This window comes from Nostoc sp. NOS(2021) (assembly GCF_017115025.1).
Taxonomy (GTDB): domain Bacteria; phylum Cyanobacteriota; class Cyanobacteriia; order Cyanobacteriales; family Nostocaceae; genus Nostoc.
Genome location: NZ_JABXKM010000286.1, coordinates 1 through 14,431, shown reverse-complemented (window position 1 = coordinate 14,431; position 14,431 = coordinate 1). Strand labels below are relative to the sequence as shown.

Below are 14,431 nucleotides of genomic sequence, written 5' to 3'. Positions count from 1 at the left end.
TCTAAGACGGTTATAGAACATGGGTTTCAAGATTGTAAAGAAAGATGTGGGTAACGCATAGCCGCCTGCGGGGAGGGGAGACAAAGCGCAGCCTTGGCTCTTTGGGGTGCAATGACTATGGGAATCACAACTAATTACCCGGACATGATATTACGCAAAATATCTCTCAAACTCTGATTTCTCCGTGTCCTCTGCGCCTCTGCGGTACCCTTCTCCTGACGGAGACGCTACGCGAACGGGAAGCCACTTCGTGTCTACGTTATTCCGTAACTCGTGCGTAAGTCCTAAGAGTTATTTAATTTTGAATTTTGAATTGTTAAGTCTTGTCAACGACCCCTAAACGCAATGCAATCCGCTTGTATTTCGTTGCATCATAGGGTGTACCTCTGTGCATTACCTGTGAGTTGTCCCAAAAAATAATATCTCCTGGCTGCCAAACATGGGAGTAGACTGGTGTGCAGTCTAGAACAGTCTCAAACAAATCCTGCCAGAAACGTTTTGCTGACTCTGGTCTATCTTCCATACCAAGTGCGATCGCAGTGTCCGAACCTAGATATAATCCCTTTTTACCAGTGACTTTGTGAGTAGACACAATGGGATGCAATTTCTTCGGTACATCAGTCTCTACATTGGCATTCTTAGAAAACATTGGTGGTGAGTGATACATCGACATCTGCTCTAACTGCTGCTGATGTTGATGATCTAGATTATTATAAGCTTCTACCATATCGAGGAACTCAGTAGTGTGAGGTTGCCCATCTACACCTTCCGGCACTTGTATTCCATAAAGCATCACAACATATAATGCGTTCATATCCAGTCCCTCTATGCGGGGAAGACCATCTTTATCATGATGCCATTGCCACGCATATTTCTCGACTGGCTCAGTAACCGGCCCTTTAGGATTGCCCAATATATAGACATATTGGCTTTGTAAGTCTGGACTAATATCAGGATCTAATGTTTTAGGAGGGCCGCCAAACATAAAATCGCCAAAGGTCTGCTTGGCAAATTCTTTTAATTGTTGTGCGGTGATGTGTTGCTGTCTAACTACCACAACGCCATGTTTCCAAAGTGATTCCTTTAATTCACGCGACTCTAGATTTGTGAGGTTGCTAAGATTGCAACCCCGCAGGACTTCAACTCCGAGTCTTGGTTGGTGTTTAGTTATTGGAGTCATTTGCTATGCAATTATTTTTCGATCAAACTATATAGTCAATTAGTCTAGATAGGAAGTTTGTGTCGTAGTATCTTACCTCAGAAAGTTGGCAAGTAAAAAGTATTTTAGCACGGTTGATTTCATAAGTTCAACTCTGGTAGACTAGCAAAATTATAACCAAGTATATTAAATATCGAAGCGGCTATTAATCAAAATCTGTCGGTAAATCGGGATTGCGATAATGTTGGAAAAGCCGGGTGATTTGTGCCGATGTCACACGTCCGAGAGAAAGTTCCGGTAACGCATCTTCAGGGAAAAAATCTACTTCTTCAGTTTCAATACTTGATGATGGAGAACCACCGATAAGTTCACAGTGAAAAAACAGCTTGTAGACATAAAACGGAAACGGTGGATGTCCCTGTTTGTCTCTGTCATAAACTGCTAGTAATTTGATAGCGCGTGCTTGATATCCAGATTCTTCATATACTTCTTTCACAACTACCTCACTAGGCGACTCGCCAACATCAGCCCATCCACCAGGTAAAGTCCAACAGCCGTCTGCTCTTTCCTTGACTAACAATATAGTATCATCGCGAAAAATTGCTGCCCGCACATCAACTTTGGGAGTTGCATATCCTAGTTCACGGCTAAATAAATCGAGGACATAGCTGTGTTCTACATTTGAGTAAGTCGCCATAATTTCTGTGGCGATCGCCCGCAATTGTTTGTAACGTTCGATATCAAAAACACCCTCAGAATAAGTCAAACCATTTTGAGCGATCGCTTGTAACTTTTGCGCCCATTCCAGCCATTTAGTTTCCACAGTTTTTTCCCTATTCAATGTAGAGACGTTACATGTAACGTCTCCACATAATTCTAAAGATGGCTATTACGCATCATCTAAAGCTGCAATTCCAGGCAATACCTTGCCTTCAAGTAACTCCAAGCTAGCGCCGCCGCCGGTAGAAATGTGGCTCATTTGGTCAGCTAAACCAACCTTTTCCACAGCCGCTACTGAGTCGCCGCCGCCGATAATGGTGGTTGTGCCAGTTTTGCTAATTTCAGCGAGGGTATGAGCGATCGCTTCCGTACCTGCGGCAAACTTATCAAACTCAAACACACCCATCGGCCCGTTCCAAATTACCGTTTTGGTATCTGCAAGGGCATCTTGAAAAACTTTTACCGAGTCTGGGCCAATATCCAAACCCATCCAACCATCTGGGATATTCTCAATGCTAACGGTTTGAGAATTCGCATCTGGGGCAAAGTTATCTGCTACTACCACATCTGTAGGAAGCAATAAAGCAACACCCCGTTCTTTAGCCTTTGCTTCCAAAGACTTCGCCAATTCTAGCTTGTCTTCTTCCACCAACGACTTACCAACACTCAAACCACGGGCTTTGTAGAAGGTGAAAATCATCCCACCGCCGATGATCAGCTTGTCGCACTTCTCCAGCAACGTTTCAATCACGCCAATTTTACTGGAAACCTTAGAACCGCCAATAATCGCCGCCAAAGGACGTTGGGGATTTTCAATAGCGTTTTGCAGATATTGCAATTCCTTCTCAACCAAATATCCAGCCACAGAAGGACTCAGGAATTTAGTCACGCCTTCAGTAGAAGCATGAGCGCGGTGTGCAGTACCAAAAGCATCATTTACATAAAAATCAGCATTAGCTGCCAATTTTTTTGCAAATTCTGGATCGTTTTTCTCTTCTTCTTTGTAGAAACGCACATTTTCCAGTAACAGCACTTGGCCATTTTGCAACGCGCCAACTTTAGCTGCAACTTCATCACCAATGGAGTCATCAGTTTTAATGACTTCTTGCCCTAGTAACTCCGAGAGACGCTTGGCAACGGGAGTTAGGCGTAATTTGTCATCCACACCCTTGGGACGCCCAAAATGGCTGGCGAGAATGACCTTAGCACCCTTCTGCGTCAAATCTCTGATGGTTGGTAAAGCTGCGCGAATGCGAGTATCGTCGGTAATGTTGCCTTGATCGTCCACAGGCACATTAAAGTCAACCCGCACTAAGGCACGTTTCCCAGAGATATCAGCCGCAGATAAACTTGCTAAACTTTTTTTGGACACACCAAACTCTCCTAATTGCCTTTTTGTTATTGTTTTGAAAGTAGAACCATCAAGATTTTACCGGAGTCAGGGGTACCCAAGTGACAGATATATTTAAGACAGTACTATTTCCTATTGATCAAAGCCGGGAAACGCGGGAAGCTGCTGACGTAGTGACCAACGTAGTCAAAAAGTACAGCAGTCGCTTGGTGCTGCTGTCTGTGGTAGAAGAACCACCTCCAGATGCGCCTAGTGCAGATCCGATGGTGTCACCAGAGGTAGTTGCCAAACTGCTGGAAAATGCCCAATCTTTATTTTCTGGGCAAGGAATTAAATCCGAAATCCTGGAAAGGCAAGGCAAACCAGCTTTTACGATCTGCGATGTCGCTGATGAAATCGGGGCCGATTTAATCATCATGGGCTGTCGGGGGCTAGGCTTGACTGAAGAGGGAGTAAGTGATAGTGTTACCACTCGCGTGATTAACCTTTCCCCTTGCCCAGTGCTGATTGTGCCTTAGAGGATGTTTTAAAAGTCGTTAGCTGTGATTTTAGACACTTCTACATCCCCCCTAACCCACGCCAGTCGCTCCACTTGGGGAGACCCCAAGACCGCGCTGGCTCCCCTTAAAAAGGGGGGAACCGGAATCAAAGTCCCCCAATTTATCGGGGGATTTAGGGGGATCTAGAAAGTTTTGCTACCGATAAAAGGACTTTTAAAACATCCTCTTAACAGTGGTCAAACAATTTTGGATTTTGGATTTTAGATTTTAGATTGACCAATAATTCCTTGATGGTACAGAGGAAGCAGACTTATCTATGGGGTCAATCTAAAATCCAACTTCTTTCTTTGTGTCCTTGTCTACGAGACGCTGCGCGAATGCGGTTCGTTTTACTTTATTGTACTTAAATATAGTTTAGCGCATCATCATACAGAATTGGTATTAGTGTTATGAATTTTTTGATTATGATCTAATTTTGTGATTCCGCCAAAAAAAATTAACCAAACTACTACTACAACCCAGTGAATTAAAACTATCACAAACAAAGATCCTGTTAGGGTATATGCAACAGTACATAAAATTCCCAAAAATGCAGCTAAAACAAGAAAAACACGATTAAAAGATGTGGGAATTCCAGTTTTCCAAAATATTTTAGCATTCAATGGATGATACAAAATAAATAATAATAAACTCACTATTGCCCACAAAGTCCATCGGAACCAATTGATGATTTCGCTAGGCTGAGGAAGCAAGAAAACGCGAAAAAAGAGTTCTTCAACAATCGCAGGTAAAAATAAACAACGCAATATTAACAAGCATTTATCAATCCAATTTGCAGACCAAATTTGGATCTGTAAAAATCCAAATTTCCAGCCATAGGGTAGGGCAATAATACTATAAATTATCAGCATTAAAACAATAACTAACCAATCTTTTAGTGTCGGAACTGCTAAGGACGCTAAAAAGCGATTTAAAATAATTGAAAGTGGTGAAATATTGGTAAAGGGAATCTTAATTTGTCCTAAAATTACTGTTGGTGCAATGGGTGTAATATTAGGTTGCCAACCACCTACTTGATTGGTTCGCAATACCTGCATAATCGCACCATGTTTTAAAAATATTGCGGCGAGGTCGTCGTGTGCAAGTCTAGGCATTATTGTTCGCCATGTTGTCAAACCAGCCCAAATACTACGATCTTCAAATGGTTGCGTGGTTTTTCCTATGCCCGTACCTGCGAGTATACCTGCTTGACTGTGCCAATCAGCGCGAACTATCCCCAAGGGTGCTAATTGTTGTTCCAAAGATTGACCTAATTCAACTAGCTGCTGAAAGCGTAATGCTTGGGGGTGATTGGGGTTTGCGCGTAGCCAAGTTTGAATTTGAGGAGTTGTAGCAACTTGGTTTTTAATTAGCAGTATCGCAGTATAAAGTGCTTGGCTTGCGTCTTGGACGCATGAGGTAGCAGGTGATACCATTGCCCCACCAGTTCCATCACCAACCCGATAACGTGCCATTGTTACCTGTAATTGTTGCTGGAATTGTTCTAAAGGCGAAAGTTTAACACCATCAAAATCATAATCCTGCGTTACAGGGTCGAATTTGATCAGAATATCTGATACTGGACGTGTTGCTAGCCAACCACGTTGTAAATTACCCATATAATCAGCCCATGTATGCGTTCCGGCAATAATTCCATCGGGGTTATGGGCATAAATTTGGTGGTATTTAGTCTCGAAGCGCAATTCTTTAGTAAACTCGTCGCGGACAACTTCTGCGATTCCAAAAGCAAAATGTCCGGTGATAGTATAAGGTACTGCGACTGCTTCAGCTTTATGTCCGCCAATTCCACCAAATAGGTGTAGTACAATAGCTTTATTGCCTTCTTGCCATTTTGATATAGATTGATTACGTGAATTTTGTGTTTCTACAGGTTTTAACAATACAGTATTGAATTTACCTTTATTTTTCTCGGTATTTTGCCAATTTACATCTTGGATGTAATTTAGCCCTAATTCCTCATTAGTAATGATTTGACGGGGTTGAATTTGAAACAGAGAACGAGGTGCAAGTGCGTCTACCGTAAATACGCCCTCTGCATCGGCAGCACCATAAATATACCATCCATCCTCACCCGCAGGTGATTGTTCGATTTGCTGCGAACTTGAAGGAGCAAAATTTCGCTTATCTATTAATTGTTGGGGAATACGAATAGTTTCTTGAAGACCATCAAACTTATTTGAATTAGGGTTATAGTGCTGTAAAAAAAAGTAATCGTTATACTGGTTTTGTTTGGGAAATAAAATAGTTCTGGAACTATATTTAATCTGGTTAATTATTTTTACCAACCCATAAAATCTCCCAGTTGCCAAAATAGGTTCGCGTTCAATTTGCAAAATAGATTTTTCTTTACTTGCATCAATGATTGTACTTGAATCTAAAGCAACAATTACATTATCATCAGGATTTGCACCAGCCAAAGAGCGTAAAATACCTACATGACGAACTCCATTTAGTCGAAAAGGATGAATGTTTCCCTGTTTTTGACTTTTAATCACTTCTGAAGTGAAATTTACATCTCGCGTTAGAGCTTGATCAAAAGCAAGCAAATTTTTCTTCTTTTTCCACTCCAAACGCACAATTTTACCTACCAAATTTTGCGCTGTAGGTGGTGCATATTGCACTTCCATCCATACCCAATCTAAACCATCTTGTAATTGCTGTTTCGTTGGTAAAATTAACCTTCCTACCCAGTCGGCAATCGGTTTATAAAGGTTTGCAGATGGAATTTTGGCAATGGGATAAAAACTAGCTTGATTAAAATTTTGTCGAATATGTATCGCGTAATTGCTTTCTTGTTGTACTAGCTGGGGTTGGGTTGGGGAGAGTTGCCACACCGCAATTACTGCTATGAATACTAGCAGTAAAAATCCCGTAAACAGTAGCCTTGCTTTTCGACTCAATCCACGCAAAATCATATATGGTCAGCAAGTTTTAGTTGCTGATCATCTTACTCTAAATATACTGTTTTGAGTCCAGTACAAGAACCCCACCCCCAACCCCCTCCCCGCTCTTCGAGAGGGGGCTATGATCTACCTCATGTAATTAGGAAATGCTATATTTCATTAGAAATATAGGCGATATATGAGATATCTCCAGCAATTAAATATGCTTTATCTAGAACCCTTGTAGAGACGTAGCATTGCTACGTCTCTACATTCTTTTTCACTTCTATATCTTGTGTGTACACGGTAGCAAGCGGCGCGGGGTTCTTGGGGTTCAACGATTAAAAGCGATAGTTGCGATCGCGCACCCACATACTAACTGGCACTGCCTTACCCTGTGGATCTACTTTCGCCTTCACCACAATGGGTGGTACTTGTCCTCTGCGGGCGCGTTGGGCTTGCAAATCGTTCCTAATCTGCCGCCGTTGGTTTTCTTTTATGTAATATGTTTCCAAGCCGTAGTTAACAGAGCCATCCTGATAAACACCTTTTAAGCCTACTTGGTTGGCTCTAAGAGTTGTGGGGCGATCGCTACTTACTCGTAACGGTCTCCAAGCTCTAGGAACACCGCGACCAAAGGATAATTGCTCTTGCAAAGTCACGTAGATGTTGGTTCCTTCAGGCAATCTTCTGCCACTTCCACGACCTTTGCTGACTAACGTCTGCCAACCAGGCAGTCTGCTCAAATTTGCGGTACGGGATATGTTGTAATCTAACGCTAAGGTGTTACCTTGCAGCACATTATTAGGGTCTACAGGTACGGTTTGCAAAATCACCGTCTTGCCCGCCACATCTGTATAAAGCGCTTGGGCTGGTACTGCCATAATTAGCCCTGTTTGCAGCGCCAGGGGAGCTAGTAACCGCCAAAAAGGTAACGGCTTATTCGATTTTTGTTCAGTGGCAATCAAGTAATCCCGAAAAGTCACCTTACTGGAGAATTCGGCTTCGGGAGATAAGGGCTTATTTTTAGATTCAGAAGAAGTATTAGTCATGAGCGTAGTCCTAAAAAGCAGAGGTGTTGAGGAGGTCAAAAGTAACGAGATTAGGACTGACGCAGAGAAACTTTAAAAACTTTGACGCACAGAGATTTCAGAATTTTAGATTTTAGATTTTTCCTTTAATCCAAAATCCAAAATTCAAAATCTAAAATTGGCACGGCTTCTTTCATCTTTTGCACTACTTTTTACTTGTAGAGCTAGAGCCACCAGGTAGGCGGCGTTCAAACCAGAGTCCAGCGCTAATTAAGGCAGAACCACACAAAACAAAGACCAGCGACTTAAAAAGTAAGTCTGTATCGTACTCTTGCACGCGACTGATAATTTGCAGTGTTAATAACAGCATACCGCCCCAAAAGGAACTTCTGTTGCTTAATTTCAACCCTTCTTGAATTAGTCCCCAAGCTAATGTTGCCAGAAGTACATTGAAAATAAAAATGCCAAGTTCATCAATCCGGCTGATAGTTTGATGCCAAAAAGGTACTAGGGTAATAAAGACAAGAAAGGTACTAATGACAGCAGTCGTGAAAATCACTTCGCGACGCGGAGGGTTATTTGTTTGACGCAGTAGAAACAACCATTGCAATACCGCCAAGCCGCTGAGAATTCCCAAATCGATGATCGGCAGAGACTCGAACAAGTTTGTCACATTGGTTGGCTGATTATAACCATAATTTGGAGAATCCCAGACCCAACGAAAAGACAAGATATAAAAGACAATGCCGAAGCTTACCAACGCTAAATTACGGGCTAGATATTGAAACAACCTGTAATTTATGCTTGGAAACAGCAAATCATCATAACTCCAGAATAATGCAGGTGGGAGTGCAAAAGCAAAAGATGCCACCCAAGGGGCTATATCAGCATAATTCAGCAGTGGCAGGGGATTGAGGTTGGCTTGTAAGGAACTAGCAAAGACAAAGGCTGCTAGACCAAAAATCCAACGCGATCGACAGAAGTAGGCTAAGGGTACAAACACCAGCCATGCCAACAAAGGCAGATGCTGCACTATTAGCCGCGACCAAGTTAACTCACCTGAAGAGTACCACAAGTCTTCTAGTCCAGTCCAGTACCCGATTTCCACGAGGACAATTGACAGAATTCCTAAAGAATTTAAGCACAAACTGAAGGCCATCACCACAACACCCAACCCCCAGGCGAGAAACAGTTGGGAAGTTGAACCGGCAATATTGAACATCTGGGCCATCAGCAGTAAATTTGCACCGAAAATGAAGGCGCTTAAAATTAGCAACCCTTCTCCCAGTAAGCGTTTGCTTCGTTCCGGCTTCTTCCCTTCAGGTGGTCTCCAGGTGTAAAATCCAGTGATTGCGATCGCAAAAAACAAACTTATCAGCAGAATAAATTTGACTTCTCGTGACCCTCCCTGCCAGTTTCCTGCTACAAAGGTAATTATGCCTAAGCATAAAAGTATGCTGCCCACAGCGATCGCGATCGCTTTATTGCGATCGCGTGCAGCAGCTTCCAGCTTTTTAAATTGATAACGTTCTGCTATTTGCTCATACTGCGAAGAACTAATTAATCCTTCATCCCTCCATAGGTGTGCTTCTTTGCGTAATTTTTGCGGAAAATTATCTAAGTTCATGACCTTCTCCGGTGCAGTGGGGTAGCTTGGCCATTGCGATCCCAATGGCGGTCATTATATTTTGAGTATGAAGCCAAAAGCCTTAATTACATTGTTCTTGTGTAACAGTTTTATTTTGATTCTGATACAACCTACTTCTACTAATTCATAATTCATAATTCCGATGGAAAAACCTTCTAATTTATTACTTAAAGTCTCGCGGCGTTTGTTCACTAATCTAGATGAGCAAGAAAAATTTATTCAGGCTTTAATGAATCCTCAGCCTTTTTCACCCAGTATTCTTTGGTGTCAACAAAAGCTAGAGGTTTCGCCTTTAACAGTAGAAACACCAACCTATTGGCAACCACAATTTATAGACCGCTTATATCTGGGAGAAAAACCCGGTCAGCATCCCTTGCATGAAAAAGGATATTTCTATTGTTTAGATTTTTCTTCGGTGTTTGCAGCTACTACTTTGTTAGCTATTCCTCAGTCAGTGCGTTTAGTTTTTGATATGTGTGCTGCACCAGGAGGTAAAAGTATCTTCGCTTGGAAAGCTTTACAACCTGACTTACTTATTAGTAATGAAGTAATTGGCAAACGTCTGGGAATGCTAATTTCTAATTTGAAGCGTTGCCAGATCAGCCCTAGTGCAGTGGTTAATAGAGATTCGAGCATATTTGCCCAAATGTTTCCCGGCTCTAGCAATCTAGTAATAGTAGATGCTCCTTGTAGCGGACAATCTTTACTTGCTAAAGGTGAAAAAGCACCCGGATGTTTTCACCCAACTGCTATAAATAAGAGTGCAAATCGGCAAAAACGTATTATAGCTAATTCTGCTAAAATTGTTTCACCACAAGGCTATCTTGCTTATATGACTTGCACCTATTCGCCCGAAGAAAATGAGCAAGTTTGTGAATGGTTTTTGGAACGTTTTCCCCAGTTTCAGGCAATAGAAATTAGTAATTTAGCCAAATATCAGTCGCATTTAACTAGAATGCCTTGTTATCGGATGTTTCCTCAAGATAGGTTAGGTGCTGGTGCGTTTACAGTCCTGTTTCAAAATACTAATGAGGATGAAGATGAGCGTAAAGAAGTAGATTTAAATATAATATCTTCGCTGTATATCTACCAAAATCTGAAAAAGTCAAGTTAGTTACATTGCTGACATATAGCAATCCTAAATTATTTGTGAAGAACGAGATTCCCGACTTCTTAAAAAAGTCGGGGATCTGAGTCTTGTGATTTTCAAAAATCAAATAGGATGGCTATATATTCTGGCATTAAGCCAAAATATGTGATGTTTTTAAGAGTGCCGCATTTGTCAATCAGCCATCAGGAATACACATTTTACAGCAGTTGATTTTATATTTGTAAGATTACAAACCTAGCGATTCTCATACCCTGCGGGTTTAATCAAAAACTTTGAATAATTAACCCTTATGGGTAAAAAAGCATTTTTTAACCTTTTGATAACCTGAGATTAACCAAAATTTATCCGGTATCAGCTCTCGACTTTCTGAAATAAACATTGTACAAAAAAGCTAGATCGTACAGGATGCAAATTACATGAGTCGAAAAATCAGCAAAGTGTTTAAACAGTCTGGGGTGATTCCTTATAGAGTGAACAATGGCAAAATTGAAATCTTGCTAATCACGACCCGTAACTTTCAAGATTGGGTGATTCCGAAAGGAGATATTCCCAACGGCATGAGTCCGCCTGATTCAGCAGCCAAAGAGGCGTGGGAAGAAGCAGGGGTGATTGGGCAGGTAGACGCGAATGAACTGGGCACTTACAAGTACCGCAAACGAGGCAAAAGTTACCGCGTCAAGATGTATTTGTTACCAGTCGAGATGCTGAGTGAAGATTATCCAGAAGCAAGTAAAAGAAAACGGCAGTGGGTAGAAGTGTCTAAAGCTATCAGGCGAGTTAAGTTTAATTCACTCAAACGAATCCTTAAAGGTTTTTTCCAGGTCAAATCTCACTTTTGTGCATTTCAATGTTAATCAGATATAGAAATACACACTATTACAAAGCCCTCGCAGCAAAGTGAGGACTTTTTTAGAGGTTGTTTGAAAAGTGGTTGGCTGTGATTTTAGGCACTTATTTATCCCCCCTAACCCCCTTAAAAATGGGGGAACCAGAATCAAAGTCCCCCAAGTTATCGGCGGATTTAGGGGGATCTAGAACGTTTTGCTACGGAGAAGAGGACTTTTCAAACATCCTCTTAGAAGTGGCTATAGTTAAAACAACTGCGATCGCTAAGGGATTTCCAACAAATAAATTACTACTACTTGTGGGGTGGGCATCTTGCCCGCCTTTGACTACGGGCGCTCGTGTCGCCCACCCCACAATAAGTAAGTAGTTGAGTATTTTTTTATTGAGTGTACAATCCGTTCTAAATCCACAATAAAGCTACCCAAGTTTTTATCCCGACAATTCCATCAGCTTGCAATTTTTTAGATGTTTGGAAACTAACAATTGCATCCTTAACTGACTGAGAAAATTGCCCATCAATGGCATTAGTATATAATCCAATATCTTTTAATTGCTGTTGTAATTGTTTGACTATTAGCCCAGAATCTCCTTGCTGCAATCCATTAAATCTATTCAAATCGGCTCGACCACTAACACCTGGTACACCAGATATATCACCTTCATATTGATGGATTAAGTATTGCCCCTGCCAAGCGTTAGGAATAGTTGGGTACTTGACTCCGTAGTGGGCAATCCATAACGGATAACTAGCAAAATCAGATGGATTGCCAAGTTGTGTCCAGAAACTGGGAAAGGTATAAATAATTGGTTTGATTGGTTTTTTTGTTTGTTGTAAAAGAGCTTTTTCCACTTCTGCTAACCACTGCTTCGCGGCATTAATCACAGCTTGGTTACTTACATTGTCATTTTTCTCTATATCCAGAACTGGTGGTAGGTCTCCTGGTTCTAATTTGCCCAGCGTTTTTAAGAATTCCTTTGCTTGCTGAACCGGGTCAGATGTATGTGGGTGAAAGAAATGATAAGCACCCCGAATAATACCAACAACTTTCATGGTCTGCCAGTGATGAGCAAAAGCAGAATCTTTGATGCTAACTCCTTCTGTGGCTTTGACAAACGCAAAAGTTTTACCAGAGTTTTTTACTGCTGTCCAATCTACTCTGCCGTCTTGATCGGCAACATCAATTCCTTCCATAGAATTTTTAACCTTTTTGATTAGTACAATCCTGAACTTATCAGAGGCTTTGATTAAATTTATGCTTTTTATGGGTCTTTGAGTAAATTACAGAAATTTACTAGGGTTGAGTGTTAACGGCTCGTACTGGAGTCACTCTAACTTTGCCTGTACAAGGCTTGATTTCCTCCGTGAGGGTAAAGTGCTGGTAAGCATTAGGAGGCGTGATTTGAATTTTACTAGACATTGGGCAGTTTTTATCTGGGGAACTAATGTGGTTATATGCTATCTGAAATGAGGCTTGTTTTCCAGGAGCCAGAGTTACTTGTTGTCGAGGTTGCTGACTCGAAAAGTAAGTGTCCTTGGAGCGGATAATTTTAACTCCCTCCAAAGGCTGATCTTTTGCATCCAGTAGTGCCAATCCCGGATAACCGTTGAGGGTGCAAGGGGATGAGCCGTTATTGGTGAAGGCGTAGGTGAGTGCAACATTCCCCACGCCAGCATCTTCGGAGACTCGGCGCACTGACAATTGGCTAGTTTCACAGCGCGTCGGATTCGTGCCAATAGTGGCTTCAGGGGTAGAATTATCTGTAGTTTTTTCAGTTGGTGTAGGTGTTGAGGTCAACACAGTTTCCTTCGTCGCCTGCTCAGTGCTTGCTGGCAAGGCTTGTGGCTGTTTTGTAACAGAGGAAGAACCGACACAGCCAGTTGTCACCGCAGTCAGGAGCAATAACATACTGCTTTGCATAATTAGAATTCGCATATCTTCTTTTTTTGTAGTGAACTACTTACACTGATGCTTTATATACAGTGTAAGTTTCCAAATTCACAGGGGTTAGCGTTGCTGTGCATATACCATCTTTTATAGTGGGGTCTATGAGAGTTTGCCAAAGATTAAATAAGTTATCTTTGTATGTGTCATTCGATACGAGAGGTAAGTTATGGACGTTGAAGAATTGCTCCAGCGTTATGCTGCTGGAGAAAAAGATTTTGTTGGCATTGATTTGCAAAGAATCGACGTTGGAGAAATTGACCTGAGTAGGATTAATCTCAGTAATGCTAATCTTGCTGAGAGTACTCTGTGGGAGATCGATTTTACCAATGCTAACTTCAGTGGAGCTAACTTGAGTGGAGCCGACATCAGAAGAGCTAACTTGAGCGCTACTAATTTGACTAACGCCAACTTGCTTGGTACTAACCTTACCGAGACTGACTTGACTGATGCTAATCTCCGAAACGCTGACTTGAGTGGAGTTATTTGGGAAGGTGCCCTTTTGTGCAACACTACTATGCCAGACGGGAGAATTGAGAACGATGCCATTAGAGTAATAAGCGTTGAGGAATTTCTCAGACGTTTCTCTACTGGCGAGAGAAGGTTTATTGGCATCGTTTTGCGTAGTACTGATTTGAGCGGTGCTGATTTGAGAGATGTCGTTCTTGACAAAGGCAAACTGACTAATATAAATCTGAGTAGAGCTAATTTGAATAGCGCCTGTTTGGAAATTGCCAATTTAACTGGAGCCTACCTGCGTGAAGCTTATTTGAACAATGCTAGCTTGAGAGGGGCTACGTTGAGGGGGGCTGATTTGACTGGAGCCAATATTTCTAGTGCTGATTTAGAAAAAGCCAATTTGACTGGGGTCAACTTGACTGGAGCTAATCTCTTCTACACCAACTTGGAAGGGGCTGATTTGACTGGTGCTAACTTGACTAATTGCTTCGGAATTGAGTGCATACCCCCCGATTTGGTCACTCTTTGCAATACTATCATGCCAGACGGAATTATCAGGGATAAGGAAGGATGGGGATGTTGAGGAGAATGTTATGCTTAGTTCCGCTAGAAGAGGTAAAGATGGTGGCAGTTCTTGTTCAAAGAACCCCACCCCCAACCCCCTCCCCGCAAGCGAGGAGGGGGCTATGATGTACCTCATGTGATTAGGAAACGCTATAAC

The 14,431-nt window shown here is 41.8% G+C and carries 12 protein-coding genes; 4 read left to right on the top strand and 8 right to left on the bottom strand.

The window, feature by feature from the left end:
* Nucleotides 1-316: 316 nt before the first annotated feature.
* The 3 genes from HWQ41_RS28240 to HWQ41_RS28230 all read right to left on the bottom strand — a co-directional run bounded on the left by HWQ41_RS28240 (nucleotide 317) and on the right by HWQ41_RS28230 (nucleotide 3,251).
* Nucleotides 317-1,180 (bottom strand): TauD/TfdA family dioxygenase, encoded by an 864-nt coding sequence (locus HWQ41_RS28240; protein WP_292770468.1) that lies wholly within the window; start codon nucleotides 1,178-1,180, stop codon nucleotides 317-319.
* Nucleotides 1,181-1,364: 184 nt separating this feature from the next.
* The gene (locus tag HWQ41_RS28235; protein ID WP_292770466.1) at nucleotides 1,365-1,982 is read right to left on the bottom strand and encodes an NUDIX hydrolase; all 618 of its coding nucleotides are present in this window, start codon (nucleotides 1,980-1,982) and stop codon (nucleotides 1,365-1,367) included.
* Nucleotides 1,983-2,048: 66 nt separating this feature from the next.
* The gene (locus tag HWQ41_RS28230; protein ID WP_292770464.1) at nucleotides 2,049-3,251 is read right to left on the bottom strand and encodes a phosphoglycerate kinase; all 1,203 of its coding nucleotides are present in this window, start codon (nucleotides 3,249-3,251) and stop codon (nucleotides 2,049-2,051) included.
* A gap of 89 nt (nucleotides 3,252-3,340) precedes the next feature.
* Here HWQ41_RS28230 and HWQ41_RS28225 point away from each other — a divergent pair, with 89 nt between their 5' ends.
* The gene (locus tag HWQ41_RS28225) at nucleotides 3,341-3,748 is read left to right on the top strand and encodes a universal stress protein (RefSeq protein WP_292770469.1); all 408 of its coding nucleotides are present in this window, start codon (nucleotides 3,341-3,343) and stop codon (nucleotides 3,746-3,748) included.
* A gap of 407 nt (nucleotides 3,749-4,155) precedes the next feature.
* On the opposite strand, the gene HWQ41_RS28220 is transcribed toward HWQ41_RS28225, so the two are convergent.
* The 3 genes from HWQ41_RS28220 to HWQ41_RS28210 form a co-directional block, all read right to left on the bottom strand.
* Nucleotides 4,156-6,705 (bottom strand): CPBP family glutamic-type intramembrane protease, encoded by a 2,550-nt coding sequence (locus tag HWQ41_RS28220; RefSeq protein ID WP_292770462.1) that lies wholly within the window; start codon nucleotides 6,703-6,705, stop codon nucleotides 4,156-4,158.
* Between the two features lie 308 nt (nucleotides 6,706-7,013).
* On the bottom strand, nucleotides 7,014-7,724 hold the full coding sequence (locus HWQ41_RS28215) for a GDYXXLXY domain-containing protein (protein WP_292770460.1): 711 nt from the start codon (nucleotides 7,722-7,724) through the stop codon (nucleotides 7,014-7,016).
* A gap of 184 nt (nucleotides 7,725-7,908) precedes the next feature.
* A complete protein-coding gene (locus HWQ41_RS28210) occupies nucleotides 7,909-9,330 on the bottom strand; it encodes a DUF2157 domain-containing protein (protein WP_292770458.1) in 1,422 nt (473 codons plus the stop codon).
* Nucleotides 9,331-9,493: 163 nt separating this feature from the next.
* Between HWQ41_RS28210 and HWQ41_RS28205 the strand changes: the two genes are divergently transcribed.
* Both HWQ41_RS28205 and HWQ41_RS28200 read left to right on the top strand, forming a co-directional pair.
* On the top strand, nucleotides 9,494-10,465 hold the full coding sequence (locus HWQ41_RS28205) for an RsmB/NOP family class I SAM-dependent RNA methyltransferase (protein WP_292770456.1): 972 nt from the start codon (nucleotides 9,494-9,496) through the stop codon (nucleotides 10,463-10,465).
* Nucleotides 10,466-10,878: 413 nt separating this feature from the next.
* The gene (locus HWQ41_RS28200) at nucleotides 10,879-11,316 is read left to right on the top strand and encodes an NUDIX hydrolase (protein ID WP_292770454.1); all 438 of its coding nucleotides are present in this window, start codon (nucleotides 10,879-10,881) and stop codon (nucleotides 11,314-11,316) included.
* 392 nt (nucleotides 11,317-11,708) lie between these two features.
* On the opposite strand, the gene HWQ41_RS28195 is transcribed toward HWQ41_RS28200, so the two are convergent.
* A complete protein-coding gene (locus HWQ41_RS28195) occupies nucleotides 11,709-12,500 on the bottom strand; it encodes a GH25 family lysozyme (protein WP_292770452.1) in 792 nt (263 codons plus the stop codon).
* 100 nt (nucleotides 12,501-12,600) lie between these two features.
* The gene (locus HWQ41_RS28190) at nucleotides 12,601-13,242 is read right to left on the bottom strand and encodes a DUF4232 domain-containing protein (RefSeq protein WP_292770450.1); all 642 of its coding nucleotides are present in this window, start codon (nucleotides 13,240-13,242) and stop codon (nucleotides 12,601-12,603) included.
* Nucleotides 13,243-13,420: 178 nt separating this feature from the next.
* Here HWQ41_RS28190 and HWQ41_RS28185 point away from each other — a divergent pair, with 178 nt between their 5' ends.
* Entirely contained in the window at nucleotides 13,421-14,293 is an 873-nt protein-coding gene (locus HWQ41_RS28185) for a pentapeptide repeat-containing protein (protein ID WP_292770448.1), read from the top strand.
* Nucleotides 14,294-14,431 lie beyond the last annotated feature (138 nt).

What these genes read in the sequence shown, in the direction of transcription:
- HWQ41_RS28240 (WP_292770468.1), bottom strand. Translation starts at nt 1,180, where the DNA reads ATGACTCCAATAACTAAACACCAACCAAGACTCGGAGTTGAAGTCCTG.
- HWQ41_RS28220 (WP_292770462.1), bottom strand. Translation starts at nt 6,705, where the DNA reads ATGATTTTGCGTGGATTGAGTCGAAAAGCAAGGCTACTGTTTACGGGA.
- HWQ41_RS28215 (WP_292770460.1), bottom strand. Translation starts at nt 7,724, where the DNA reads ATGACTAATACTTCTTCTGAATCTAAAAATAAGCCCTTATCTCCCGAA.
- HWQ41_RS28210 (WP_292770458.1), bottom strand. Translation starts at nt 9,330, where the DNA reads ATGAACTTAGATAATTTTCCGCAAAAATTACGCAAAGAAGCACACCTA.
- HWQ41_RS28205 (WP_292770456.1), top strand. Translation starts at nt 9,494, where the DNA reads ATGGAAAAACCTTCTAATTTATTACTTAAAGTCTCGCGGCGTTTGTTC.
- HWQ41_RS28200 (WP_292770454.1), top strand. Translation starts at nt 10,879, where the DNA reads ATGAGTCGAAAAATCAGCAAAGTGTTTAAACAGTCTGGGGTGATTCCT.
- HWQ41_RS28195 (WP_292770452.1), bottom strand. Translation starts at nt 12,500, where the DNA reads ATGGAAGGAATTGATGTTGCCGATCAAGACGGCAGAGTAGATTGGACA.
- HWQ41_RS28190 (WP_292770450.1), bottom strand. Translation starts at nt 13,242, where the DNA reads ATGCGAATTCTAATTATGCAAAGCAGTATGTTATTGCTCCTGACTGCG.
- HWQ41_RS28185 (WP_292770448.1), top strand. Translation starts at nt 13,421, where the DNA reads ATGGACGTTGAAGAATTGCTCCAGCGTTATGCTGCTGGAGAAAAAGAT.